We start from the raw sequence: 24,401 nt of genomic DNA on the forward strand, positions 1-24,401 counted from the left end.
AGCGCGCACAAATGGCAATTTGATGACAATTTGCCTGATTTTTTATGCATAGCACGTAATTGTTCTCTGCTTCCTCTCATCAGCAGGCGTAAAGTAGGCAGGTTTATTATTTTTTGGCAAGGAAACCACGATGTTTGATGTCACTTTGCTGATCCTGCTCGGGTTAGCTGCGCTGGGCTTTATCAGCCACAACACCACTGTCGCTGTTTCAATTCTGGTGTTGATCATTGTCCGCGTCACACCGTTAAGCACCTTTTTCCCGTGGATCGAAAAACAAGGACTGAGTATCGGGATAATCATTCTGACTATCGGCGTAATGGCTCCTGTAGCCAGCGGGACACTGCCACCCTCGACACTTATTCACTCGTTTCTGAACTGGAAATCGCTGGTGGCAATTGCAGTAGGCGTTATTGTCTCCTGGCTTGGCGGACGCGGCGTGACCTTGATGGGCAGTCAGCCGCAACTGGTTGCCGGGCTGCTGGTGGGCACGATTTTAGGCGTGGCGCTGTTTCGCGGTGTGCCGGTCGGTCCGCTTATTGCCGCAGGTCTGGTCTCCCTGATCATCGGGAAACAGTAGTTAATCCCGCAATATATCGGCCTGGGGTTTGCCCCAGGCCTTTCTTAAACATGGTAATAAAAGCCGTTGTTGAATCATACCCCAGCATATGCGCCACTTTCTGAACACTATCGCCTTTCACTAACCTCTGAAGTGCCAGAATGAGCTGCAACTGATGACGCCACTGACGAAAGCTCAACCCCGTCTCTTTAACTATCAATCTGGCGAGATTGCGTTCACTCATCGCAAAAAAATTTGCCCATTGCCCTAATGTCCCCCATTCAACGGGCTCTTTTGCCATCGTATCCACCATCACGCGGATTTTGGGGTGTGAAGAAACGGGTAACTGCAACTGTTGTTGCGGTTGCTGAGGAAGTTCATCAAACAGCACCTGAATTAATCTGCGCGTCATTGGTTCAGCACGTTGAGCTGCTGTTCTTTTTGCCAGCGTTAAAATTAATTCACGACATAAAGGCGCAATTTTCAGCGAGCAACATTTGCCCGGCATTATCACCGCACTGGATTCAATAAATAAAAAACAAAGCTCGGCATTCGCTGTTACCTGATTACTATGCTCCACACCACCGGGAATCCATACTGCATATTGTGGCGGCACCATCCACAGCGCATTTTCCACCGTACAGGTAATGGCTCCACGCAGCGCCAGTATCAGTTGTCCTTTGCGGTGCTGATGTACAGGACTGGTCAATTCATCCTTTCCGGCATGAATACAAAATGCGACCGCCGTTTCATGGTGAAGATCGGGTTCATAACCATTGAGATTTAACCTGTGCATCATTTTGTCCGAATTTAGCGATAATTTGTCATTTTAGCTTGATTCAACATAGCAATAAAAACGCTAAGGTACAGCCTCGCTTGTAACAATGAGATATCTATGATCCGTTCAACTTCATTAAGCGGCAAAAACAGGATTGTCCTGATAGCCGGCGTTCTAATGATTGCCACCACACTCCGTGTTACCTTCACCGGCGTAGCACCGTTACTGGATACCATTCGTTCCGCTTACTCACTGACGACGGCGCAAACAGGGTTACTGACGACCTTACCTTTATTAGCCTTTGCCCTGATATCCCCTCTTGCCGCGTCGGTGGCTCGTCGTTTTGGTATAGAGCGCAGTCTGGTGGCTGCATTACTTTTGATTTGTGCTGGCATAGCAATTCGCTCTCTTCCTTCGGCTTACTTATTATTTGGCGGTACGATTATCATTGGCTGTGGGATTGCATTAGGGAATGTCTTGCTACCTGGTCTCATTAAACGCGATTTTCCCCATTCCGTCGCCAGACTTACCGGCGCATATTCCCTGACGATGGGCGCTGCAGCGGCGCTGGGGTCAGCTCTGGTGGTGCCGCTGGCTTTGAACGGTTTTGGCTGGCAGGGCGCGTTGCTCATGCTGATGTGTTTTCCTCTGCTGGCTCTATTTATATGGCTGCCGCAATGGCGTAATCAACAACATGTGAATTTGAGTACCTCACGCGCCTTACATACCCGGCGTATCTGGCGTTCGCCGCTTGCCTGGCAAGTGACGTTGTTTCTCGGTATCAACTCACTGGTCTATTACGTGATTATCGGCTGGCTTCCGGCGATCCTCATCAGCCACGGCTACAGCGAGGCACAGGCTGGTTCGCTGCATGGTTTGTTGCAATTAGCCACTGCTGCTCCCGGTTTGCTGATCCCACTTTTCTTACATCATGTGAAAGATCAGCGCGTTATTGCCGCTCTGGTCGCCTTAATGTGCGCAGTGGGTGCGGTTGGGCTCTGCTTTATGCCAGCACACGCTGTCACCTGGACTCTGCTTTTCGGTTTTGGTTCCGGGGCAACAATGATACTTGGACTAACGTTTATCGGACTGCGAGCAAGCTCTGCGCATCAGGCTGCTGCTCTTTCGGGTATGGCACAATCCGTCGGGTATCTGCTGGCAGCTTGTGGGCCGCCGCTAATGGGCAAAATACACGATGCTAACGGTGACTGGTCCACGCCACTGGTTGTTGTCGCAATTCTTTCGCTGCTGATGGCGATTTTTGGACTTTGCGCCGGAAGAGACAAAGAAATTCGTTGATGTCCGGTGCTATAGTGACGTGATAAATCATGCGTGAAAGGGAGAACAAACACGATGAATATTCAGTGTAAACGCGTTTATGATCCGGCTGAACAGAGCGATGGTTATCGCGTACTGGTCGACCGTCTCTGGCCGCGTGGTATCAAGAAAACAGACTTAGCACTTGATGAGTGGGACAAAGAGATCACGCCGTCAACGGAACTGCGCAAAGCCTTTCACGGCGAAGCGATCGATTTTAAAACCTTTCGCGAACAATATATTGCAGAACTGGCGCAACACGAGCCAGAAGGGAAGCGGCTGGCGGAAATCGCCCAAAAACAGCCGCTGACCCTGCTCTACTCAGCAAAAAATACCACGCAAAACCATGCGCTGGTGCTGGCCGACTGGCTGCGAAGCTTGTGATTTTAGCCTGGCATCCGGCGGTTATTTTTCACCCGCCGGATGATCCCGTCGCCATAATGCCCATTCATCAATCGTTTCACCGCCCGCTAATTTGCAATTGTTGCTGACCCCTTGCGATGTCTGCACGGGAATGAGCGTACCGCCTTTCTGTTGGCAGTAGACCGACGCCGGATTCGCCATCCCAACATGCGGCGGTTTTGGTGCATCGGGTTGAGAAGTGGTTGAACATCCCGCAAGAATTAACAGGCAAGGCAGAGTAAAACTGATAATTTTCATTCGTTGATCTCACACGTTTATCTACGCCTTAGAGTATCGCGGTATCGTTTTGTTTTGCAGCACTATTTATTTTACATTCACTTAAAATATATTACGGCTAGTTTCATCTTCTTTGATGATGTTTTATCATGCCTGCAAAGATTAAATAATCAGCATTTTACCCGCCGTATCCTGGAGTTCTTTCGTGTCAGATCAGATTATTGCCCGCGTCTCGCAGTCACTCGCCTCAGAACATTCTCTGGAAAGTCTGGTTCGACAACTTCTGGAGATGCTGGAAATGGTCACCGACATGGAATCGACCTATTTGACAAAGGTGGATATTGACGCGCGTCTGCAACATATCCTGTTTGCCCGTAACAGCCAGAAAATGCACATCCCGGAGAATTTTACCGTCTCGTGGGATTACTCGTTGTGCAAACGCGCCATTGATGAAAACTGTTTTTTCAGCGATGAAGTTCCCGACCGTTGGGGTGACTGCATTGCGGCACGCAATCTCGGTATTACCACATTCCTGAGCACACCAATTCACTTACCGGATGGATCATTCTATGGCACGCTTTGCGCCGCCAGCAGTGAAAAGCGCCCGTGGAGTGAACGCGCAGAGCAGGTTTTGCAGCTATTCGCCGGACTGATTGCACAATATATTCAAAAAGAGGCGCTGGTTGAGCAATTACGTGAAGCCAATGCCGCTCTGATTGCGCAATCTTACACCGACTCGTTGACCGGCCTACCAAATCGACGGGCTATTTTTGATAATCTGACGACGTTGTTTTCCCTCGCACGACATCTGAAACGTAAGGCAATTATTGCTTTTATCGACCTGGATAACTTCAAATTAATCAACGACCGATTTGGCCACAATAGTGGCGATCTGTTTCTTATTCAGGTTGGCGAGCGCCTCACCAGGCTACATCAGAATGGCGAGATTATTGGTCGTCTTGGCGGTGATGAATTTTTGGTCGTTTCCCTGGCTAATGAAAACGCCGATATCCAGTCACTGCGTGAGCGTATCCAACAGCAAATACGTGGAGAATATCACTTGGGTGATATTGATCTGTTTTATCCTGGCGCCAGTCTTGGCGTAGTAGAAGTGGATCCTGAAACCACCGATGCCGACAGTGCCCTACATGCTGCCGATATCGCGATGTATCAGGAGAAAAAACACAAACTGAAAACCCCTTTTGTCGCGCATTCAGACAGGCACTCCTGAGGCGTATTCACATCCTTTTCTTTGGTGGTAACATGCGAATCGGTATTGTTTTTCCCGTCGTGATCTTTATTACGGCAGTCGTATTTTTAGCGTGGTTTTTTATTGGTGGCTATGCGGCCCCAGGGGCATAAAGATGAAAAAAACAACGATTATTATGATGGGCGTGGCGATTATTGTCGTTCTTGGCACCGAGCTGGGATGGTGGTAATACCGCGTCGATAAAATAGCAAAGGCTGCCTGTAGGCAGCCTTTGTACTTTTCAGTATTAACTTTTGACTTTTCTGTAGATAAACAGCACGACAAGCGCACCAATCACGGCAACCACAAAACTACCAAAGTTGAAGCCATCGACTTTGCCAAAACCAAACAGTGTACTGATCCATCCACCAACTACGGCACCGATAATTCCCAGCAGGATGGTCATAAAGAATCCACCACCATCTTTACCAGGCATGATCCACTTCGCCAGAATACCGGCAATAAGTCCAAAAATAATCCATGACAGAATGCCCATTGTTTCCTCACTTATCTGTTTTGCATTAGCGGGTTAGTCGCTGATAAAAAGCATAGCACAACATAAGAGAGGCAAGAATTGTGATATGTGTCACAGAGCATTTTTTTTTACAATGCCGCAGAATTAGCGCCATCTACATTAGCAATAATTACCAACCACAAACATCATGCTCATTTTCCGTGTCATAAGAGCGCACGGTATTGACGAGATCTTTGATCACTTCGGCCGCCACTTCTGGCACCAGTAATGTCATCGGCGTCTCTGTTTCGTAATCGACAGAAACGCCATTACTGTTATTGGTGACGGTTACGGTATACGTTGCTTTGCCCATAATTCATTTCCCGCTATGAATGACTTTCCGCTGTTTTGCACCTTCCATCAGGACTTCAGGAGCAACGAAGAAGTCGATGTTAAAATAAGTATCGTCAGTCATGGCTTCAATATTGTGCCACTTTTCCGGCGGGAACACTGCGAATTGACCTGCTTCGATGAGGATCACCTGATCAGGTTCTGCGCTGTGTTCATCGGCGTAGCCGAGATATTTGACCGCCCCATGCATAACGGACAGGCGTGGATAAACACCCGGACGCGTTCCTTTATCAAGATGACGTTCGAATATTCCGGCAGGCGCAGTTTGTTTATTCCAGAAAGGTGTTGAGCGCGTATGAATGTAATTTTGTGGGATTTGCAGCATCCTTTTCCCTCCTTCGGTAAATGTGCTGAAAACCATTTATTCCAGCCGTTTCAGGGTACGCCTGATAATTTGCATTTTAAATACCATTTATTGGTTACTTTTTAGCGTCATCCAGGCGGTGAATATAGATGTATTTCAGGAGGGAAGCCCGCAGCATCGCGGGCTGAAAGCATCAGGATTGCAGCGTCGCCAGTCGGGCAGCGAAACCCACGAACATCAAACCAATCAGTGAGTTGCCCACTTTAGCCAGTTTCTTTTTGGTACGTATGTACTGCGTGACAAAAGCACCAGAAATAATCAGGAAGCTCAAATAGCAGAAACTCACCAGTTCCAGCGTCGTCGCCAGAATAAAGAATGAAATTCCCGTATGTGGGGCATTAACATCGATAAACTGTACGAAAAACGACACATAGAACAAAATGGCTTTTGGATTGGTCAGACTCAAAATTAACGCACGCTTGAAAATAGCGCCATATTGAGGTTCATCTGATTTGGCCTCGCTATTTTTACCCTTCAGAGTTGCGTAAAGAATTTTACTCCCCAGATAGAGCAAATAAAACGCGCCAAGATAACGTACAATATTGAATAATATCGGTGTGGTCTTAATTAAGGTTGCTACACCGGCCCACGCCAGAAACATCAATACTGCATCGCCAATAAATACACCACAGGCTGCAAGATAACCGCCTTTCACTCCACTACTAACGCTATTTTTAAGCACAAACAGGGTATTCGGCCCTGGCACCAGCACGATAAAAATGGCCCCAACCAGATAGGTCCAGTAATTCAGAACCCCATATTCTGCGAACACATTAACCTCTTTAATTCTCTTTGGATCATGCGCGATTAAAGGTGAATATGCTAACCAATCCGCAACGGCTTAGAAAGGAGAAAATCAGGTTGTAACCTGAGAACAGAGTAAAAAATTGCACTCATTCCAGTGAAAAATTCGGGTAATGATTTGCAAAATACTGGCGCAAAAACTCTACCGTAATCCGTACTTTTGCGGATGTCGCCAGCCTTGAGACATAAACAGCCCAGACATTTGCTGGCTGATAATATTCAGGTAAAACCTGTACCAGATGCCCACTGGCAATATTTTCACTAACGTCCCACCAGGAGCGCAACGCAATTCCCTGCCCATCGAGACACCACTGATGGACAATTTCACCATGATTAGACGACATCGATCCGGTGACTTTAATGGCATGGTGACCTTCTTTATTGCGCAATTGCCAGACACCAAACGGATGATCGCGCTCTTTTATGACCAGGCAGGGTAACGCAGAAAGATCCGTTAAATGTTTCGGTGCACCATATCGCGCAATAAACCCCGGCGATGCGCAGAGAATACGGTAATTGGTCGCCAGTTTGCGGGCAATTAAGTTAGGTGCAATGTCGTCGCCAATACGAATATCCAGATCGACCCCTTCATTGACCAAATCGACCAACCGGTCTTCCACATCAAAACGTAACTCCAGTTGCGGATACGCTTTCGCAAGTGCTGACAGTGCCGGAGCTACCACCTGCCGTCCAAACCCAAAACTGCTGATAATACGCAGCATTCCCTGCGGCACCTGGCGCACGTCGGAAAGCTCATCCATCATCTGCCCGACATCCTGCAAAATCCGCTGCGCCCATTCATAAATCCGCTCGCCTTCCTCGGTAATGGTGACGCGACGGGTGGTGCGGTGTAATAGCACCACGTTCAAGGTTTGCTCCAGCAAGGCGATGCGCTTGCTGACGAAAGCCGGTGAAACGCCCAGTTCTTCCGCCACGGCAGCAAAACCGGCCCGGCGAGCCACCAGCATAAAGACGCGCAAATCGTTCAGCAGCGGTAAATTATTCATGATTCGTGTTTTATGTTTCACCAGTTGCGGGGATTAATTCCTGATCAGTCAATTATAGGATGGTGGAGTTGTCAATTTTGCTGATCAGGAAGTGAGAACCTAATGATGAAAACGATGCGTATTGCTGCGATCCCTGGAGACGGGATTGGCAAAGAAGTCCTTCCTGAAGGGATTCGTGTGTTACAGGCTGCTGCTGAACGCTGGGGCTTTGCCTTAAGTTTTGAGCAGATGGAGTGGGCAAGTTGCGAGTATTACATCCATCACGGCAAAATGATGCCGGACGACTGGCATGAACAACTCAGCGGTTTCGACGCTATCTACTTTGGTGCCGTCGGCTGGCCGGACACCGTTCCGGATCATATTTCGTTATGGGGGTCGCTGCTGAAATTTCGCCGCGAGTTTGATCAGTACGTTAACCTGCGCCCGGTACGCCTCTTTCCCGGCGTTCCCTGCCCACTGGCGGGGAAACAGCCTGGCGACATCGATTTTTACGTGGTGCGCGAAAAAACGGAAGGCGAATACTCGTCTCTGGGCGGTCGACTGAATGAAGGAACGGAACATGAGGTTGTCATCCAGGAATCGGTATTTACCCGCCGTGGCGTCGATCGCATTTTGCAATATGCTTTTGAGCTGGCACAAAGCCGCCCGCGCAAAACCCTGACTTCTGCCACGAAATCTAACGGTTTAGCCATTAGTATGCCGTACTGGGATGAGCGAGTAGAAGCAATGGCAGAAAATTACCCGGAAATCCACTGGGACAAGCAGCATATTGATATACTCTGCGCGCGCTTTGTGATGCAGCCGGAACGCTTTGATGTGGTGGTAGCGTCTAATTTATTTGGCGATATTCTTTCCGATCTTGGCCCGGCCTGCACCGGCACGATTGGTATTGCGCCTTCAGCCAACCTGAATCCGGAGCGCACTTTCCCGTCGCTCTTCGAGCCAGTCCACGGTTCCGCGCCAGATATCTACGGTAAAAATATTGCCAACCCTATCGCGACGATTTGGGCCGGGGCAATGATGCTGGATTTCCTTGGCAATGGCGATGAGCGTTTCCAGCAAGCGCACAACGACATTCTGGCAGCGATTGAAGAAGTGATTGCTCACGGGCCGAAAACACCCGATATGAAAGGTAATGCCACCACGCCACAGGTTGCCGACGCGATTTGCAAAATTATTTTGCGTTAAGGTCAAACCAGTTTATTTGAACCGCGTCACTGACGCGGTTTTTTTATTCGTTCTTTACAGTAAATAACCTGCGTCATTTCACCTTTTATTGTTTCCGTTTCGTGTTTTATGGCTTTCCGTATTCTTAATTGTTTAGTTTATGTAACATGCAAATAATCAATTTGTTAAACACAACAAAAGTTCATTACCCTGCAAATAATTACAACTGGCAAAAGCCAGCGACGGGCTTTTATGCCCAGGAGATGACTCATGATGAGCAATGTTAAGAAAAAAGATTTGCCGCTGATTAGCATCAGCCTGGTGGCCATTCTTTTCATCGCAGCCACATTAAGCCTTTTTCCGCAACAGTCGGCCGACGCGGCCAACACAATATACAGTTTAGTTACCCGCACGCTGGGTTCCGCCGTACAGGTATTAGTTTTGCTGGCAATGGGGCTGGTAATTTATTTAGCCACCAGCAAATACGGCAATATTCGTCTTGGCGAAGGTAAACCGGAATACAGTACGCTCTCCTGGCTGTTTATGTTTATTTGCGCCGGATTAGGTTCCTCCACGCTTTATTGGGGCGTAGCGGAGTGGGCCTATTATTATCAAACGCCGGGTTTAAATATCGTGCCGCGTTCACAGCAGGCACTGGAATTTAGCGTTCCCTACTCCTTTTTCCATTGGGGCATCAGCGCCTGGGCAACTTATACGCTGGCCTCATTAATCATGGCTTACCACTTTCATGTGCGGAAAAATAAAGGGCTGAGTCTTTCCGGCATTATTGCTGCTATTACCGGCGTTCGCCCGCAAGGCCCATGGGGAAAACTGGTGGACTTAATGTTCCTGATCGCCACTGTCGGCGCACTGACCATTTCCCTTGTTGTCACCGCAGCAACCTTTACCCGTGGGCTTTCCGCGCTGACCGGTTTACCCGATAACTTCACCGTGCAGGCATTTGTGATCCTGCTTTCCGGCGGCATTTTTTGCCTAAGCTCGTGGATAGGTATCAACAACGGTTTACAACGTCTGAGCAAAATGGTCGGCTGGGGCGCGTTCCTGCTGCCATTGCTGGTTTTGATTGTCGGTCCAACCGAGTTTATTACCAACAGCATCATCAATGCCATCGGCCTGACCACACAAAACTTCTTACAGATGAGCTTATTTACCGATCCGCTTGGCGATGGTTCATTTACCCGCAACTGGACCGTTTTCTATTGGCTGTGGTGGATCTCTTACACCCCCGGCGTGGCAATGTTTGTCACCCGCGTATCACGTGGTCGTAAGATCAAAGAAGTTATCTGGGGGCTGATCCTCGGTAGCACCGTCGGCTGCTGGTTCTTCTTCGGCGTGATGGAAAGCTTCGCCATTCATCAGTTTATCAAAGGGATAATCAACGTTCCGCAGGTGCTGGAAACGTTGGGCGGTGAAACGGCTGTTCAACAAGTTCTGATGTCGTTGCCAGCCGGTAAATTGTTCCTTGCCGCTTATCTGGGCGTGATGATTATTTTCCTCGCCTCGCATATGGATGCGGTGGCCTACACCATGGCGGCGACCAGCACGCGAAATCTTCAGGAAGGTGATGATCCAGACCGTGGGCTGCGTCTTTTCTGGTGCGTGGTAATCACCCTGATCCCGCTTTCAATTCTGTTCACCGGCGCGTCGCTGGAAACCATGAAAACTACCGTCGTACTTACAGCCCTTCCCTTTCTCGTCATTTTACTGGTGAAAGTGGGCGGATTTATTCGCTGGCTGAAACAGGATTACGCCGATATTCCGGCTCATCAAATTGAACATTATCTCCCGCAGACACCGGTTGAAGCCCCGGAAAAAACGCCAGTGCTCCCTGCGGGAACCGTATTCAAAGGCGACAACTGAGCGCCATCATCCTAACGATAAAGGTATCCCTATGAGCAATCTGAGCCCTGACTTTGTACTACCCGAAAATTTTTGCGCTAACCCGCAAGAGGCGTGGACCATTCCTGCCCGTTTTTATACCGATCAGAACGCCTTTGAACACGAAAAAGAGAACGTCTTCGCCAAAAGCTGGATTTGCGTCGCTCACAGCAGCGAACTGGCGAATGCCAATGATTATGTGACGCGTGAGATCATTGGTGAAAGCATCGTGCTGGTACGCGGTCGTGATAAGGTTTTGCGCGCGTTCTATAACGTGTGTCCGCACCGTGGTCATCAGTTGTTGAGCGGTGAAGGAAAAGCAAAAAATGTGATTACCTGCCCATATCACGCATGGGCATTCAAACTCGATGGCAACCTGGCTCATGCGCGTAACTGTGAAAACGTCGCCAATTTCGATAGTGACAAAGCGCAACTGGTTCTGGTGCGTCTGGAAGAATATGCCGGATTCGTCTTCATCAATATGGATCCCAACGCCACCAGCGTAGAAGATCAGTTACCAGGCCTGGCGGCAAAAGTGCTGGAAGCCTGCCCGGAAGTCCACGACCTGAAACTGGCGGCCCGCTTTACCACCCGCACGCCTGCCAACTGGAAGAACATTGTCGATAACTATCTTGAGTGCTACCACTGTGGTCCGGCGCATCCAGGTTTCTCCGACTCCGTTCAGGTTGATCGTTACTGGCACACCATGCACGGTAACTGGACGCTGCAATACGGTTTCGCCAAACCGTCAGAACAGTCTTTCAAATTCGAAGAGGGCACGGATGCGGCATTCCACGGTTTCTGGTTGTGGCCGTGCACGATGCTGAACGTGACGCCAATCAAAGGGATGATGACGGTCATTTATGAATTCCCGGTGGATTCTGAAACTACCCTGCAAAACTACGATATCTACTTCACCAATGAAGAGCTAACCGATGAGCAAAAATCGCTGATTGAGTGGTATCGCGATGTGTTCCGTCCGGAAGATTTACGTCTGGTTGAAAGCGTACAGAAAGGGCTGAAATCGCGTGACTATCGTGGTCAGGGGCGCATCATGGCCGACAGTAGCGGTAGCGGAATTTCCGAACACGGTATCGCCCATTTCCATAATCTGCTGGCGCAGGTGTTTAAGGACTAATGACATCGGCGGCGGTATTTTCCGCCGCCGGGCTGATTTTTGATGGAGTACAGCAATGTCAGACTATCAAATGTTTGAAGTACAGGTGAGCCAGATTGAACCGCTTACCGAACAGGTGAAACGCTTCACGCTGGTGTCAACCGATGGCAAACCGCTGCCTGCGTTCACCGGCGGAAGTCACGTCATTGTGCAGATGAGTGATGGTGATAACCAGTACAGCAATGCTTATTCACTACTAAGTTCGCCACTCGACACCTCTTGTTATCAGATTGCCGTTCGGCTGGAAGAGAACTCGCGCGGCGGTTCGCGCTTTTTGCATCAGCAGGTAAAAGCGGGCGATCGATTGACCATCTCGACACCCAATAACCTGTTTGCTCTGGTTCCCACGGCTCGAAAGCATCTGTTTATCGCAGGCGGCATTGGTATCACCCCTTTCCTGTCGCATCTGGCAGAGTTGCAACACACGGACGTCGACTGGCAGTTACATTATTGTTCGCGGAGTCCAGTAAGTTGCGCATTTCGTGATGAATTAAACCAACATCCGCAGACTGATAAGATTCATTTTCATCACTCATCGATCGGAACGCGACTCGAATTAGTGCGATTATTGGCGGATGTCGCCCCTGGCACACACATTTATACCTGTGGCCCCGAAGCTCTGAATGACGCGGTGAGAAGTGAAGCAGCGCGTCTGGGCATCTCCGCCGATACGCTGCACTTTGAGCAGTTTGCTATTGAAGACAAAACCGGCGATGCCTTTACGCTGGTACTCGCCCGTTCTGGAAAAGAGTTTGTAGTACCAGAAGAGATGACCATTTTGCAGGTCATTGAAAATAACAAAGCGGCAAAAGTGGAATGTTTATGTCGTGAAGGGGTATGCGGAACCTGTGAAACAGCAATTCTGGAAGGTGAAGCCGATCATCGGGACCAGTATTTTAGCGATGAAGAGCGCGCCAGCCAGCAGAGTATGTTGATCTGTTGTTCGCGCGCGAAGGGTAAACGACTGGTGTTGGATTTGTAGTTTATCCGAAGCCGGATGCGGCGCTGGTTGCGCCTTGTCCGGCTTACGAACGTTTTACTGCGGATATTCCTGCAATAAATTATGTAATGCTTCCGCCATCAACTCACCACGCCAGCCGGAAATCAGCTCAGGCAAATTGTTCTGCGGTTTTAATTTCCAGTGCCAGTTCAGCAGTTGGTTGATTTGCCGACGCGATGCCAGCAATTCGACGCTGATCTTGTGCGTTTCGCTCACGTCAGTAATCAGCGACTTAATCGCTTTAAACGCTTTGCGATAACCGGGCATATCCATCAGGTTAAGCATTGGCTGCGGTAAGGCCTCTTCCGGCAATGCCTGCGCTTTCTCTACCAGCGCCAGCAGCGTTTTGCCGTGGAAGCGAATTTCGCTACCGGATAAACCCAGACTGTCCAGCTCACCCAGACTCCCTGGCATATAACGCGCTACCGACCACAAGTGTTCTTCACGCACGACAAAGTTCACTGCCAGATCGCGCTCACGAGCCTTACGCAGTCGCCAATCGGCTAACAGTTGCAGACAGGCCAGTTGGCGTGTGCGTAACTGCCAGGCATTGGTGATATCACGCCAGGCATCTTCCGGCGCAACGACTTCCTGACGACGTGTTTGCATCAGGCGACATTCATCCAGCGCCGCAGGTAGCCAGCCAGAGGCTTCGGTTTCAACCATCAGCTTTGCGGTGATCGGTAACAGATACCAGACATCCGCCGCCGCGTATTCGCACTGACGTTCGGTTAACGGTCTGGCGAGCCAGTCGGTGCGCGATTCGCTCTTGTCCAGCGTAACACCGGAATACTCTTCCACCATGGAGGCAAAACCCCATGACATCGGGCGTCCGCAGAATGCGGCGAGGATTTGCGTGTCAATCAGGGGTTGAGGTAATTCGCCAAAGACATTGAGGAATACTTCCAGATCTTCACTGCCCGCATGGAGAAATTTGGTGATGGAAGGATCGCGCAAGATTGCCTTTAGCGGTGACCAGTCGCTGATCCCAAGAGGATCGATTAGCGCCAGATGCTCGCCATCAAAAAGTTGAATCAACCCCAGTTGCGGGTAATACGTGCGCGTACGTACAAATTCAGTATCCAGGGCTATCGCCGGAAAGGCACGGACGGCTTCACACAAAGAAGCCAGCGCATCGTCCGTGGTAATCATTTGGTAATTCAAATTGTATTCTCTTTAGTGGGCGTCAAAAAAAACGCCGGATTAACCGGCGTCTGACGACTGACTTAACGCTCAGGCTTTATTGTCCACTTTGCCGCGCGCTTCGTCACGTAATTCTCGTCGCAAAATTTTTCCGACATTAGATTTCGGTAACTCATCACGAAATTCCACCAGCTTCGGTACTTTGTAGCCCGTAAGCTGACGGCGGCAAAAGGTCACCAGTGACTCTTCAGTGAGCGACGCGTCTTTTTTCACCACAAAGATTTTCACCGCTTCACCACTGGAGCCAGAAGGTACGCCAACAGCCGCCACTTCCTGTACGCCAGGGTGCTGCATGACCACATCTTCAATCTCGTTGGGATAGACGTTAAAACCGGAAACCAGAATCATGTCTTTTTTACGATCGACAATGCGCAGGAATCCTTCTTCATCCATTACCGCAATATCGCCAGTGTGTAACCAACCGTTTTTGATGATTTCATCGGTGGCATCCGGACGCTGCCAGTAGCCCAACATCACCTGAGGACCTCTGACACAAAGTTCGCCCGGTTGCCCCGGTGGTACTTCGTTATCGTCATCATCCACCAGTTTGGCCTCCGTCGAGGGCACCGGTAATCCAATGCTACCGCTGTGATAATCAATATCATACGGGTTAACGCTCACCAGTGGCGCACACTCGGTTAAGCCATAACCTTCCAGCAGATATTGTCCGGTCAGTTTTACCCAGCGTTCTGCCACCACTTGCTGAACGGGCATCCCGCCGCCTGCGGACAAATGCAAACTGGAGAAATCCAGTTGCTGGAACTCTTTATTGTTCAGCAACGCATTGAACAAGGTGTTTACGCCGGTGATAGCGGTAAACGGATATTTCGCCAGCTCTTTCACCAGCCCCGGAATATCACGTGGGTTAGTGATAAGCAGGTTCTGCCCGCCGAGTTCGATAAACAGCAGGCAGTTAATGGTCAGTGCAAAAATGTGATAGAGCGGCAGTGCCGTTACTACCAGTTCTTTACCTGGATGCAGCAACGGCCCATAGGTGGCGTTGACCTGTTCCAGGTTCGCCAGCATATTGCGGTGAGTCAGCATCGCGCCTTTCGCCACACCTGTGGTGCCGCCGGTGTATTGCAGGAAAGCTAAATCTTCCGGCACCAGTTCAGGTTTGACGTACTGCATCCGGTAGCCGTTATGCAGGGCGCTACGAAATGAAATGGCATCTGGCAGATGGTATTTCGGCACCAGACGTTTGATGTATTTAACAACGAAGTTAACTACCGTGCCTTTTGCCGTGGAAAGCTGATCGCCCATACGAGTCAGAATAACGTGCTGGACGGCGGTTTTATCGACCACTTTTTCCAGGGTATGGGCAAAGTTAGACACAATGACAATCGCCGATGCGCCGCTATCGTTAAGCTGATGCTCAAGTTCGCGTGGGGTATACAACGGGTTAACGTTTACGACGATCATCCCGGCACGCAAAATACCAAACAGCGCCACCGGATATTGCAATAAGTTAGGCATCATCAGCGCAACGCGATCGCCCTTCTTCAGCCCCAGCCCTTGTTGCAAATAAGCGGCAAACGCGCGACTGCGTTCTTCCAGTTTGCGGAAGGTCATCACCTCCCCCATATTCACAAACGCTGGCTTGTCGGCGTAGCGCGCGACCGACTGCTCAAACATATCCACCAGAGATTGATAACGGTCAGGGTTGATCTCCGTCGGAACATCGGCGGGATAACGGTTAAGCCAAACCTTCTTCAATTCTTCACCTCTAAAATGCGTGTTCGTCGTCATCGCAACCCCAAGTAATATACATGCCGTTAACATAATATTAACTCATCATACCAGCTTGATAATTCCCCAACGAAAAGGTTGCGAAGCGCGTCACTATTTATTTTTATCGTTACCGTAAGAATGCAGAAACAGCGGACCAGCCGCTGTTTCTTTTTCTTTAAAAACAAGCAATTATTCAGTTACAACTGTTTGTACTCTCGCGGAACCAGGATTATACCAGCCCCATCCGCCGTAGCCATAGGGCCAGCCACGACCGCCATAAAACCACGGATCAATCGGCTGAGGCGGCATAATCACCTGCTGGGTTAAATGCCAACGTTTATAACCCGTTACCTGCATCACCATAAATTTATAGGGCGTGTTGCCGATTTTGCCGTCAACCGTACCGGTGATTGGCCCAACAACTGTGACCAGTTGTCCACGGAAATCCACCGGGTCCAGAAAACCGTTCACATCGGCATAAATGCGACCGCGAGAAGGTTCTCCCAGCGTCGGCCTGGCTCCGCTATCGAGCGGTACGGTGGCAATTTCCAGACGGGTGTTCCCCTGCTGGTTTTGTACCGCAACCACTTTGCCGCCAAAGCGCGCTTCCTGACCAACGTACAGCTGCGGCGCACTCATCACCCGAACTAAATCTTGTTGCGGCGTGGGACTGCTGCCTTTAATGGCGTCCGGCACAGTGACACAACCGCTCAGCATTAGCGCAAACGTACCTGCCAGTATGCCTTTGATAACATTCTTTTGAACCGCCATGATGCGACTCCTTTTTTTCTCAGGGCATACTCTTAAGATTCATTCTTTGCCCGGAAGTTTCTTCCAGGCGACGTTGTTACGTAAATAAACCGGCTCGGCATGTTCCACCGCTACCGTTTTACCCTCGGTAAACATCTGGCAGGCAATCGGCAGCATATCTTCTGCGGCGGGCAGTAACACTTCGCCATCGCGCAAAACCAGCCCGCTATCTTTACCGAGATCCGGCCAGGCTTGCCAGCCCGTTCCCACCGTCACCCATTCTCCGGAAAGCTGCTGCATCCGCTCATGAACGAGTTCGGGTTTGAGTACGGCTTCGGTTTCTTCACCGTGCCAGACACCGTTTTCATCACGCTGATATTCGGCCCAGTAAACTTCGCCCATTCGCGCGTCAATGGCTGCCAGCACGCGGGTTGCGCCGTTTTTGCGCCACGCCCCTTGCGCCATCGTCATTAGCGTGGAGACGCCAATCATCGGCAGCTCCGCGCCAAGCGCCAGCCCTTGCGCAATGCCAATACCGATGCGCACGCCGGTAAAGCTACCAGGGCCACGTCCGTAAGCCAGAGCGTTTATGTCAGTCAGGGAAGTTCCGCTGGTGGTCAGGATATCCTGCACCATCGGTAAGATTCGTTGAGTATGTTCACGAGGGCAAAGCTCAAAATGAGCGTTGACAGTACCGTCGTTCCACAGGGCGACAGAGCAGGCCTCTGTCGCGGTATCGATAGCCAGAATTCGCATGGGTCTTCGTGCTTAGATCAATAAAAAGGCGCGCATCATACCATACTCAATAACAAATTACCTGGAGGATGGTATCGCAAGGAAACGAACCGCACGGGCAATGTCACGGGTACGCGGTGCGGGCGGGAGGCTGGCGAGGAACGTCGCACCGTAAGGGCGCATCACCAGCCGATTGTCACAAATCACCAGCACACCGCGATCGTCGGCGTCGCGAATCAGTCGCCCTACGCCCTGTTTAAGAGTAATCACCGCATCCGGTAGCTGCACTTCATCGAACGGGTCTCCGCCACGCAAACGGCAATCTTCCATGCGCGCTTTTAACAGCGGGTCATCTGGCGAGGTAAACGGCAACTTGTCGATAATCACCAGCGACAGCGTATCGCCGCGCACGTCCACCCCTTCCCAGAAGCTGCTGGTTGCCACAAGAAGCGCGTTACCGGCGCTGACAAATTGCTGCAACAGTTGCCCTTTGCTGGTTTCCCCCTGCAACAAAACGGGAAGCGTCATGGTAGCGCGGAACTGCTCGGCCAGATCGCGCATCATGGCGTGCGAGGTACAAAGCATAAAACAACGACCATTGTTAGCCTCGATGATCGGTCGCAGCATTGCCGCCAGTTGCCTTGCGGAACCCGGTTGATTGGTTTGCGGCAGGTTGCGCGGCACACAGAGTAACGCCTGGCGGCTGTAATCAAACGGGCTGGGTAACAGCAACGACTCTGCCTGTTCAATGCCAAGCCGCGAGGTAAAATGATGCAGATCGTCATTCACCGACAGCGTTGCTGAGGTAAAGATCCAGCTACCTGGTTTTTGCGCCATTAACTCTTTGAATTTATCCGCCACGCTGAGCGGCGTGAGTGCCAGAGTAAAATGGCGCGAAGTGCATTCGTACCAGTAGCTGTAGCCCGGCTGATTGATCTCTTTTAGCCGTTTCAGCCGCGTGCGATACAACGTGGCGCGCTCAAATGCCGCATCCAGCAAGGCGGAACGCCCCAGCGACAGTTTCGCCACGTCATAACAAAGTTCCAGGGTGTCATCGAGCAGTAAAAACGCCCGTTGAATTTGCGGATTAGCTAACAGTTCGCGCAGGTTTCCGCGATAACCTGGCTCGCCTAATTGCAGACGAAAATCCTGCGCACTCTGGGCAAGACGGTCGGCGCATTTTTGTAACTGCTGAGTGTCTTTTAATTCGGTGCGATAGGCGATGGTGATGTCTTTTGCCAGGTCGAGCAGTTGTCGACTGGAGAGTGACTGACCAAAATACTGGCTGGCAATGTCGGGCAGTTGGTGGGCTTCGTCGAAGATCATCACGTCAGCTTCCGGGATCAGTTCGCCAAATCCACTCTCTTTCACCACCATATCCGCCAGAAAGAGATGATGGTTTACCACCACCACATCGGCGTCCATCGCTTTTTTGCGTGCTTTGACTACAAAGCAATCTTTATACATCGGGCAGTCGCTGCCAAGGCAGTTATCGTTGGTGCTGGTGACCAGCGGCCACGCCTGTGAATCTTCCGCCACGCTGACGCAGGTGCTGATATCACCATCGACTGTTTGATTAGACCAGGAGCGCAGCAGGATCACATCGCTTAAGATTTGTACCGGCAGATCGCCCCCCGCCAGCGCCTGCTGTTCGAGACGTTCGAGGCAGAGGTAGTTTGAGCGCCCTTTCAGCAACGCCACATTGCCCGTGTATTTCAATGCCTTTGAGACCGTTGGCAAATCGCGGCTGTAGAGCTGATCCTGCAACGCTTTTGAGCCGGTCGAGATAATGACTTTCTTTTTCGCCCGCAGCGCAGGAGCCAGGTAAGCGTAGGTTTTGCCCGTACCGGTTCCGGCTTCCACCACCAGCGGCTGGCCTTTTTCTATCGCCTGGGTGACGGCTACCGCCATCTGTCGCTGTGGTTCTCGCGGCTTAAAGCCTGGTATCGCTTTCGCCAGCTGACCGTCTGGTGCAAAATCGTCCGTCACACTACCCCCTGTTGATTTGAACAGGGATTATGTCAGGATGAGGGCGCTTTCGCCAGTTGAAGTGATGACGGCGACCTCACATTGTGGCAGTCTTTGCAGCACGAAAATGGAAGTATAATGAGGACAAAATGATGACTATCGTTCGTATCGATGCTGAAGCCCGCTGGTCTGATGTGGTGATCCACAACAACACGCTCTACTACACTGGTGTACCGGAAAACCTCGACGCCGATGCTTTTGAGCAAACCGCCAACACGCTGGCGCAGATTGACGCCGTGCTGGAAAAACAGGGCAGCAATAAATCGAGCATTCTGGATGCCACCATTTTCCTGGCTGATAAAAACGACTTCGCTGCAATGAATAAAGCCTGGGACGCCTGGGTTGTCGCGGGTCATGCGCCGGTGCGCTGCACGGTACAAGCGGGTTTGATGAACCCGAAGTATAAAGTTGAAATTAAAATTATTGCGGCGGTTTAATTCCGGAAGATAATTATATCAAGGCAAAAATCACACGATAATTTATCGAAAAACTGGTCGATCGTGAACAAATCGGCCAGTGCTTAAGGTCTTACTTTAAATGGGTAGTACCCTGGATGATAATTTATTTTTATGATTCCTGCTGCATTTATACAAAAATGATATTAATCGCAAAAATCAAACCATTATGTTAATCACTTGATTAACTTACGCTGCTTTTCTTTCTTGCCCTTCCTTGCCTGAACAACTTGGCTGCGGTACTACGATTTGCTGTTAATTTTCGGCACATCACTAGATAACCCGCCATGACCTGCTACCTTTAAAATACCTGAATGTCAACAGGTTAACTAATGAGATATCGTTATAATCCTTTTGATATTAGGCGCAATTTAATGTCATATATAGCCTTATCGATCACGTGGTTAATTTAAGGACAAGAATATGCCTGCTGTAATAGATAAAGCCCTGGATTTTATTGGTGCCATGGATATATCAACACCAACCCCCAGCTCTATGAATGAAAGTACGGCGAAGGGAATATTTAAATATTTGAAAGAACTGGGAGTACCCGCGAGTACCGCCGATATTACTGCGCGAGCCGAACAGGAAGGCTGGAATCCTGGATTCACGGAAAAAATGGTGGGATGGGCAAAAAAAATGGAATCTGGCGAACGCGTGGTGATTAAAAATCCAGAATACTTCTCGTCCTATATGCAGGAAGAGCTTAAAGCACTGGTATAAGTTAAATCTCTACCAGCCCAAATGAGCCAGGACGCTTTTTTATCACATAAAAGCGTCCTTTTTTTCTAACCATCAAAAACACTACTTAATTCATTCAACCAGTACAGCCCCTCAATTTTCTGGTTCAAACGCTACGGGCCAAAGGGTTCGCTTGTCATAATGCGCCCTGTTGAAACTAACATTGTATTACTCGTCTTCATCCTCAAAACGCGCCACAATCCGCTCGCCGGAATGGTTGGCGCGTAACTCTTCAGCTACCAGTGCGATTGCCTGACCGCTGCTCATCCCCTGTGCCATCAGTTCCTGAATACGCTCAACGGCTTTTTGCTGCTGTTCATGGGTGAGTGAAGGTAAACCTGCAAACATTGTTAACTCCTGCTAAATTGTTGGCGCTAATTATTTCATGCTACCCGGCACATAGCCAGTAGAGTCAGGACTGATGAAGACGTTATCTCCCGCTGTGATTACTTTACCCTGGCGTCAGGACGCCGCTGAATTTTATTTTTCCCGCTTAAGCCACCTGCCATGGGCGATGCTTTTGCACTCTGGCTATGCCGAGCATCCGTATAGCCGCTTTGATATTGTGGTGGCAGACCCGATTTGCACCTTAACAACTTACGGCGGTGAAACTGTTTTGTGTAAAGGCGAAACCCGCACAACAACCGCTGACGATCCGTTAACAGTACTCCAGCAGGCGCTGGAGCGTGCAAACATTCACCCGCCGCATAACGATGATTTGCCATTTCAGGGTGGCGCGCTGGGTTTATTTGGTTACGATCTGGGTCGCCGTTTTGAGTCACTGCCAGAAGTGGCGCAGAGAGATATCGACCTGCCTGATATGGCGGTAGGTATTTACGACTGGGCACTGATTGTCGACCACCAGCGCCAGGCTGTTTCTTTGCTGAGTCATGATGATGTCAATGCCCGTCAGGCCTGGCTGGAAAACCAGCAAATCACACCGCAGGGTGATTTTGCGCTAACCTCAGCCTGGCAATCTAATATGAGCCGCGAACAGTATGGCGAAAAATTTCGTCAGGTGCAGGAATATTTGCACAGTGGCGACTGTTACCAGGTGAATCTCGCCCAGCGTTTTCAGGCTACCTATTGCGGTGATGAATGGCAGGCATTCGTTCAGCTTAATCAGGCCAATCACGCGCCGTTTAGTGCATTTCTGCGTCTGGAACAAGGCACAATTTTAAGCCTCTCGCCAGAGCGTTTTATTCTTTGTGATGACGGTGAGATCCAGACCCGTCCGATTAAAGGCACACTGCCACGTCTGCCCGCTCCTCTGGAAGATAGCAAACAGGCAGAAAAACTGGCGAACTCGCCAAAAGATCGCGCTGAAAACCTGATGATTGTTGATTTAATGCGTAATGATATTGGTCGCGTTGCGGTGCCTGGTTCAGTAAAAGTGCCGGAACTGTTTGTGGTGGAACCTTTTCCCGCTGTGCACCACCTGGTGAGCACCATTACAGCTCAACTACCCGAACAACTTCATGCCAGCGATCTGCTGCGCGCGGCTTTTCCTGGTGGCTCAATCACCGGGGCACCGAAAGTTCGGGCAATGGAAATTATCGATGAACTGGAACCGCAGCGACGCAACGCCTGGTGCGGAAGCATTGGCTATTTGAGCTTCTGTGGCAATATGGATACCAGCATCACTATCCGCACGCTGACTGCCATTAACGGTCAAATTTACTGTTCTGCGGGCGGCGGTATTGTCGCCGATAGTCAGGAAGAAGCGGAATATCAGGAAACTTTTGATAAAGTTAATAGGATATTACGCCAACTGGAGAAGTAAGACGTGGACTACCGTAGCCTGACGCTTGATGATTTTTTATCGCGCTTTCAACTTTTACGCCCGCAAATAAACCGGGAAACCTTAAATCATCGTCAGGCTGCCGTATTAATCCCTATCGTTCGCCGATCGCAGCCGGGGTTATTGCTCACTCAACGTTCTATTCATCTGCGCAAACACGCCGGACAGGTGGCGTTTCCTGGTGGTGCAGTAGATGACACTGATTCGTCAGTTATTGCCGCTGCGTTGCGCGAAGCCGAAGAAGAGGTTGCTATCCCCCCTTCCGCCGTCGAAGTTATCGGCGTGCTGCCGCCCGTCGATAGCGTAACGGGCTACCAGGTAACGCCAGTGGTTGGCATTATCCCACCTGATTTACCTTATCGTGCCAGTGAAGATGAAGTTTCCGCAGTGTTTGAAATGCCGCTCGCCCAGGCATTACATCTGGGTCGTTATCACCCGTTAGATATCTACCGCCGTGGTGATTCACATCGGGTATGGCTTTCCTGGTACGAACAGTATTTTGTATGGGGAATGACCGCAGGCATAATTCGTGAGCTGGCGCTGCAAATTGGTGTGAAATCCTGACTATACTTATCTTTACATCTACAAAACACTACTTGAGACAATCATCGCAATATTAGTTAAATCGCGGTTTTTGATTAGTTTAATTCATGTGAATAGTTAAGCCTGTCGCCGCGTTCCCTCTTACACTATGCGTTGTTATTAGTTCGTTACTGGATGTCCAGTCACCTTGTCAGGAGTATTATCGTGATTAGTCTATTCGACATGTTTAAGGTGGGGATTGGTCCCTCATCTTCCCATACCGTAGGGCCTATGAAGGCAGGTAAACAGTTCGTCGATGATCTGGTCGAAAAAGGCTTACTGGATAGCGTTACCCGCGTTGCCGTGGACGTTTATGGTTCACTGTCGCTGACGGGTAAAGGCCACCATACCGATATCGCCATTATTATGGGTCTTGCAGGTAACGAACCTGCCACCGTGGATATCGACAGTATTCCCGGTTTTATTCGCGACGTAGAAGAGCGCGAACGCCTGCTGCTGGCGCAGGGACGGCATGAAGTGGATTTTCCGCGTGACAACGGTATGCGTTTTCATAACGGCAACCTGCCGTTGCATGAAAACGGTATGCAAATCCATGCTTATAACGGTGATGAAGTCGTCTACAGCAAAACTTATTATTCCATCGGCGGCGGCTTTATCGTCGATGAAGAACATTTTGGTCAGGATGCCGCAAACGACGTGAGCGTGCCGTATCCGTTCAAATCCGCCACTGAGCTGCTGGCGTACTGTAATGAAACTGGCTATTCCCTTTCCGGTCTGGCAATGCAAAACGAACTGGCGCTGCACAGCAAAAAAGAGATCGATGAATATTTTGCTCATGTCTGGCAAACCATGCAGGCATGTATCGATCGCGGAATGAATACCGAAGGCGTATTGCCTGGCCCGCTGCGTGTTCCACGCCGTGCGTCTGCCCTGCGCCGGATGCTGGTTTCCAGCGATAAACTGTCTAACGATCCGATGAATGTCATCGACTGGGTAAATATGTTTGCGCTGGCGGTAAACGAAGAAAACGCCGCCGGTGGTCGCGTGGTAACTGCACCAACCAACGGAGCCTGCGGCATCGTTCCGGCAGTGCTGGCTTACTATGACCACTTTATTGAATCGGTCAGCCCGGACATCTATACCCGTTACTTTATGGCGGCCGGGGCAATTGGCGCATTATATAAAATGAATGCCTCTATTTCCGGTGCTGAAGTGGGTTGTCAGGGCGAAGTGGGTGTTGCCTGTTCAATGGCTGCTGCGGGTCTTGCAGAACTGTTGGGCGGTAGCCCGGAACAGGTTTGTGTGGCGGCGGAAATTGGCATGGAACACAACCTTGGTCTGACTTGTGACCCGGTTGCAGGTCAGGTTCAGGTGCCGTGCATTGAACGTAACGCCATTGCCTCTGTGAAAGCGATCAATGCTGCACGCATGGCCTTACGCCGCACCAGTGCACCGCGCGTCTCGCTGGATAAGGTCATCGAGACAATGTACGAAACAGGTAAGGACATGAACGCCAAATACCGTGAAACCTCTCGCGGCGGTCTGGCAATTAAAGTCCAGTGTGACTAATACTTTTCTTTCGCCCATCTGCA

Annotated in this window: 28 protein-coding genes; 15 read left to right on the forward strand and 13 right to left on the reverse strand. The window is 50.1% G+C overall.

The window, feature by feature from the left end; genetic code table 11:
• Positions 1–130 precede the first annotated feature (130 nt).
• On the forward strand, positions 131–577 hold the full coding sequence (locus LG381_RS16690) for a DUF441 domain-containing protein (RefSeq protein WP_000460713.1): 447 nt from the start codon (positions 131–133) through the stop codon (positions 575–577).
• Here LG381_RS16690 and LG381_RS16695 read toward each other — a convergent pair.
• The gene (locus LG381_RS16695; RefSeq protein ID WP_222680511.1) at positions 561–1,355 is read right to left on the reverse strand and encodes a helix-turn-helix transcriptional regulator; all 795 of its coding nucleotides are present in this window, start codon (positions 1,353–1,355) and stop codon (positions 561–563) included. The two genes, LG381_RS16690 and LG381_RS16695, sit on opposite strands and share 17 nt — an antisense overlap.
• Positions 1,356–1,451: 96 nt before the next feature.
• Here LG381_RS16695 and nimT point away from each other — a divergent pair, with 96 nt between their 5' ends.
• Both nimT and LG381_RS16705 read left to right on the forward strand, forming a co-directional pair.
• On the forward strand, positions 1,452–2,633 hold the full coding sequence (nimT, locus tag LG381_RS16700) for a 2-nitroimidazole transporter (RefSeq protein ID WP_222680510.1): 1,182 nt from the start codon (positions 1,452–1,454) through the stop codon (positions 2,631–2,633).
• 54 nt (positions 2,634–2,687) lie between these two features.
• On the forward strand, positions 2,688–3,035 hold the full coding sequence (locus LG381_RS16705) for a DUF488 domain-containing protein (protein WP_010345838.1): 348 nt from the start codon (positions 2,688–2,690) through the stop codon (positions 3,033–3,035).
• 21 nt (positions 3,036–3,056) lie between these two features.
• Here LG381_RS16705 and LG381_RS16710 read toward each other — a convergent pair whose 3' ends face one another.
• A complete protein-coding gene (locus LG381_RS16710; protein WP_032225338.1) occupies positions 3,057–3,311 on the reverse strand; it encodes a DUF333 domain-containing protein in 255 nt (84 codons plus the stop codon).
• A gap of 184 nt (positions 3,312–3,495) precedes the next feature.
• Here LG381_RS16710 and LG381_RS16715 point away from each other — a divergent pair, with 184 nt between their 5' ends.
• Genes LG381_RS16715 through yoaJ form a run of 3 tightly spaced genes read left to right on the forward strand, consistent with a single transcriptional unit; the run spans position 3,496 to position 4,729 of the window.
• Positions 3,496–4,521 (forward strand): sensor domain-containing diguanylate cyclase, encoded by a 1,026-nt coding sequence (locus LG381_RS16715; RefSeq protein WP_225762669.1) that lies wholly within the window; start codon positions 3,496–3,498, stop codon positions 4,519–4,521.
• A 32-nt stretch (positions 4,522–4,553) separates the two neighbouring features.
• A complete protein-coding gene (locus LG381_RS16720) occupies positions 4,554–4,652 on the forward strand; it encodes a YoaK family small membrane protein (protein WP_032225340.1) in 99 nt (32 codons plus the stop codon).
• A gap of 2 nt (positions 4,653–4,654) precedes the next feature.
• Positions 4,655–4,729 carry a protein YoaJ gene (yoaJ, locus tag LG381_RS16725; RefSeq protein WP_001386836.1) on the forward strand — a complete coding sequence of 25 codons (75 nt, stop codon included), beginning with the start codon at positions 4,655–4,657 and terminating at the stop codon, positions 4,727–4,729.
• A gap of 57 nt (positions 4,730–4,786) precedes the next feature.
• On the opposite strand, the gene LG381_RS16730 is transcribed toward yoaJ, so the two are convergent.
• From LG381_RS16730 to dmlR, 5 genes are all read right to left on the reverse strand, one after another.
• Entirely contained in the window at positions 4,787–5,035 is a 249-nt protein-coding gene (locus tag LG381_RS16730; protein ID WP_000512152.1) for a GlsB/YeaQ/YmgE family stress response membrane protein, read from the reverse strand.
• A 148-nt stretch (positions 5,036–5,183) separates the two neighbouring features.
• The gene (locus LG381_RS16735; protein WP_000513737.1) at positions 5,184–5,366 is read right to left on the reverse strand and encodes a DUF1869 domain-containing protein; all 183 of its coding nucleotides are present in this window, start codon (positions 5,364–5,366) and stop codon (positions 5,184–5,186) included.
• A 3-nt stretch (positions 5,367–5,369) separates the two neighbouring features.
• On the reverse strand, positions 5,370–5,729 hold the full coding sequence (gene yeaR, locus LG381_RS16740; protein WP_000939314.1) for a DUF1971 domain-containing protein YeaR: 360 nt from the start codon (positions 5,727–5,729) through the stop codon (positions 5,370–5,372).
• Positions 5,730–5,901: 172 nt separating this feature from the next.
• Positions 5,902–6,540, reverse strand: coding sequence for a leucine efflux protein LeuE (leuE, locus tag LG381_RS16745; protein ID WP_000457214.1), 639 nt, complete (start codon positions 6,538–6,540; stop codon positions 5,902–5,904).
• A gap of 121 nt (positions 6,541–6,661) precedes the next feature.
• On the reverse strand, positions 6,662–7,579 hold the full coding sequence (dmlR, locus tag LG381_RS16750; RefSeq protein ID WP_024165134.1) for a DNA-binding transcriptional regulator DmlR: 918 nt from the start codon (positions 7,577–7,579) through the stop codon (positions 6,662–6,664).
• 102 nt (positions 7,580–7,681) lie between these two features.
• Here dmlR and dmlA point away from each other — a divergent pair, with 102 nt between their 5' ends.
• The 4 genes from dmlA to yeaX all read left to right on the forward strand — a co-directional run bounded on the left by dmlA (position 7,682) and on the right by yeaX (position 12,804).
• Positions 7,682–8,767: a multifunctional D-malate/3-isopropylmalate/tartarate dehydrogenase gene (dmlA, locus tag LG381_RS16755; RefSeq protein ID WP_225762670.1), complete on the forward strand. Its 1,086-nt coding sequence runs from the start codon at positions 7,682–7,684 to the stop codon at positions 8,765–8,767.
• A gap of 249 nt (positions 8,768–9,016) precedes the next feature.
• On the forward strand, positions 9,017–10,627 hold the full coding sequence (gene yeaV / locus LG381_RS16760) for a BCCT family transporter YeaV (protein ID WP_225762671.1): 1,611 nt from the start codon (positions 9,017–9,019) through the stop codon (positions 10,625–10,627).
• A 31-nt stretch (positions 10,628–10,658) separates the two neighbouring features.
• On the forward strand, positions 10,659–11,783 hold the full coding sequence (yeaW, locus tag LG381_RS16765; RefSeq protein WP_225762672.1) for a carnitine monooxygenase, oxygenase subunit YeaW: 1,125 nt from the start codon (positions 10,659–10,661) through the stop codon (positions 11,781–11,783).
• Positions 11,784–11,838: 55 nt separating this feature from the next.
• Positions 11,839–12,804: a carnitine monooxygenase reductase subunit YeaX gene (yeaX, locus tag LG381_RS16770; RefSeq protein WP_001286990.1), complete on the forward strand. Its 966-nt coding sequence runs from the start codon at positions 11,839–11,841 to the stop codon at positions 12,802–12,804.
• A 54-nt stretch (positions 12,805–12,858) separates the two neighbouring features.
• Here the strand turns inward: yeaX and rnd are convergent, their stop codons facing one another.
• The 5 genes from rnd to LG381_RS16795 all read right to left on the reverse strand — a co-directional run bounded on the left by rnd (position 12,859) and on the right by LG381_RS16795 (position 19,230).
• A complete protein-coding gene (gene rnd / locus LG381_RS16775; protein WP_024165132.1) occupies positions 12,859–13,974 on the reverse strand; it encodes a ribonuclease D in 1,116 nt (371 codons plus the stop codon).
• Positions 13,975–14,055: 81 nt separating this feature from the next.
• Positions 14,056–15,741, reverse strand: a complete 1,686-nt coding sequence (gene fadD, locus LG381_RS16780) for a long-chain-fatty-acid--CoA ligase FadD (protein WP_010345823.1) — start codon at positions 15,739–15,741, stop codon at positions 14,056–14,058.
• 204 nt (positions 15,742–15,945) lie between these two features.
• Positions 15,946–16,527, reverse strand: a complete 582-nt coding sequence (gene yeaY, locus LG381_RS16785; RefSeq protein WP_225762673.1) for a Slp family lipoprotein YeaY — start codon at positions 16,525–16,527, stop codon at positions 15,946–15,948.
• A gap of 39 nt (positions 16,528–16,566) precedes the next feature.
• Entirely contained in the window at positions 16,567–17,262 is a 696-nt protein-coding gene (gene tsaB, locus LG381_RS16790) for a tRNA (adenosine(37)-N6)-threonylcarbamoyltransferase complex dimerization subunit type 1 TsaB (protein WP_001220989.1), read from the reverse strand.
• A 57-nt stretch (positions 17,263–17,319) separates the two neighbouring features.
• The gene (locus LG381_RS16795; RefSeq protein ID WP_000128847.1) at positions 17,320–19,230 is read right to left on the reverse strand and encodes an ATP-dependent DNA helicase; all 1,911 of its coding nucleotides are present in this window, start codon (positions 19,228–19,230) and stop codon (positions 17,320–17,322) included.
• A gap of 131 nt (positions 19,231–19,361) precedes the next feature.
• On the opposite strand from LG381_RS16795, the gene LG381_RS16800 reads away from it, so the two are divergent.
• Entirely contained in the window at positions 19,362–19,706 is a 345-nt protein-coding gene (locus LG381_RS16800) for a RidA family protein (protein WP_024165131.1), read from the forward strand.
• A 441-nt stretch (positions 19,707–20,147) separates the two neighbouring features.
• Positions 20,148–20,447, forward strand: coding sequence for a DUF1889 family protein (locus LG381_RS16805; RefSeq protein WP_001111983.1), 300 nt, complete (start codon positions 20,148–20,150; stop codon positions 20,445–20,447).
• A gap of 186 nt (positions 20,448–20,633) precedes the next feature.
• Here LG381_RS16805 and LG381_RS16810 read toward each other — a convergent pair whose 3' ends face one another.
• The gene (locus LG381_RS16810; RefSeq protein ID WP_000457334.1) at positions 20,634–20,813 is read right to left on the reverse strand and encodes a YoaH family protein; all 180 of its coding nucleotides are present in this window, start codon (positions 20,811–20,813) and stop codon (positions 20,634–20,636) included.
• Between the two features lie 73 nt (positions 20,814–20,886).
• Between LG381_RS16810 and pabB the strand changes: the two genes are divergently transcribed.
• From pabB to sdaA, 3 genes are all read left to right on the forward strand, one after another.
• Entirely contained in the window at positions 20,887–22,248 is a 1,362-nt protein-coding gene (pabB, locus tag LG381_RS16815) for an aminodeoxychorismate synthase component 1 (protein WP_222680504.1), read from the forward strand.
• A gap of 3 nt (positions 22,249–22,251) precedes the next feature.
• Positions 22,252–22,830: a CoA pyrophosphatase gene (locus LG381_RS16820; protein ID WP_032225358.1), complete on the forward strand. Its 579-nt coding sequence runs from the start codon at positions 22,252–22,254 to the stop codon at positions 22,828–22,830.
• Between the two features lie 183 nt (positions 22,831–23,013).
• A complete protein-coding gene (gene sdaA / locus LG381_RS16825; protein ID WP_000624293.1) occupies positions 23,014–24,378 on the forward strand; it encodes an L-serine ammonia-lyase in 1,365 nt (454 codons plus the stop codon).
• Positions 24,379–24,401 lie beyond the last annotated feature (23 nt).

The organism is Escherichia sp. Marseille-Q3837 (assembly GCF_916618735.1).
GTDB classification, from domain to species: Bacteria; Pseudomonadota; Gammaproteobacteria; order Enterobacterales; family Enterobacteriaceae; genus Escherichia; species Escherichia ruysiae.

Bases quoted from the DNA above. Each gene is read 5' to 3' on its own strand.
- LG381_RS16690 (WP_000460713.1), top strand. From the start codon at position 131: ATGTTTGATGTCACTTTGCTGATCCTGCTCGGGTTAGCTGCGCTGGGC.
- LG381_RS16695 (WP_222680511.1), bottom strand. From the start codon at position 1,355: ATGATGCACAGGTTAAATCTCAATGGTTATGAACCCGATCTTCACCAT.
- nimT (WP_222680510.1), top strand. From the start codon at position 1,452: ATGATCCGTTCAACTTCATTAAGCGGCAAAAACAGGATTGTCCTGATA.
- LG381_RS16705 (WP_010345838.1), top strand. From the start codon at position 2,688: ATGAATATTCAGTGTAAACGCGTTTATGATCCGGCTGAACAGAGCGAT.
- LG381_RS16710 (WP_032225338.1), bottom strand. From the start codon at position 3,311: ATGAAAATTATCAGTTTTACTCTGCCTTGCCTGTTAATTCTTGCGGGA.
- LG381_RS16720 (WP_032225340.1), top strand. From the start codon at position 4,554: ATGCGAATCGGTATTGTTTTTCCCGTCGTGATCTTTATTACGGCAGTC.
- LG381_RS16730 (WP_000512152.1), bottom strand. From the start codon at position 5,035: ATGGGCATTCTGTCATGGATTATTTTTGGACTTATTGCCGGTATTCTG.
- LG381_RS16735 (WP_000513737.1), bottom strand. From the start codon at position 5,366: ATGGGCAAAGCAACGTATACCGTAACCGTCACCAATAACAGTAATGGC.
- yeaR (WP_000939314.1), bottom strand. From the start codon at position 5,729: ATGCTGCAAATCCCACAAAATTACATTCATACGCGCTCAACACCTTTC.
- dmlR (WP_024165134.1), bottom strand. From the start codon at position 7,579: ATGAATAATTTACCGCTGCTGAACGATTTGCGCGTCTTTATGCTGGTG.
- dmlA (WP_225762670.1), top strand. From the start codon at position 7,682: ATGATGAAAACGATGCGTATTGCTGCGATCCCTGGAGACGGGATTGGC.
- yeaV (WP_225762671.1), top strand. From the start codon at position 9,017: ATGATGAGCAATGTTAAGAAAAAAGATTTGCCGCTGATTAGCATCAGC.
- yeaW (WP_225762672.1), top strand. From the start codon at position 10,659: ATGAGCAATCTGAGCCCTGACTTTGTACTACCCGAAAATTTTTGCGCT.
- yeaX (WP_001286990.1), top strand. From the start codon at position 11,839: ATGTCAGACTATCAAATGTTTGAAGTACAGGTGAGCCAGATTGAACCG.
- rnd (WP_024165132.1), bottom strand. From the start codon at position 13,974: ATGATTACCACGGACGATGCGCTGGCTTCTTTGTGTGAAGCCGTCCGT.
- yeaY (WP_225762673.1), bottom strand. From the start codon at position 16,527: ATGGCGGTTCAAAAGAATGTTATCAAAGGCATACTGGCAGGTACGTTT.
- tsaB (WP_001220989.1), bottom strand. From the start codon at position 17,262: ATGCGAATTCTGGCTATCGATACCGCGACAGAGGCCTGCTCTGTCGCC.
- LG381_RS16800 (WP_024165131.1), top strand. From the start codon at position 19,362: ATGACTATCGTTCGTATCGATGCTGAAGCCCGCTGGTCTGATGTGGTG.
- LG381_RS16805 (WP_001111983.1), top strand. From the start codon at position 20,148: ATGCCTGCTGTAATAGATAAAGCCCTGGATTTTATTGGTGCCATGGAT.
- LG381_RS16810 (WP_000457334.1), bottom strand. From the start codon at position 20,813: ATGTTTGCAGGTTTACCTTCACTCACCCATGAACAGCAGCAAAAAGCC.
- pabB (WP_222680504.1), top strand. From the start codon at position 20,887: ATGAAGACGTTATCTCCCGCTGTGATTACTTTACCCTGGCGTCAGGAC.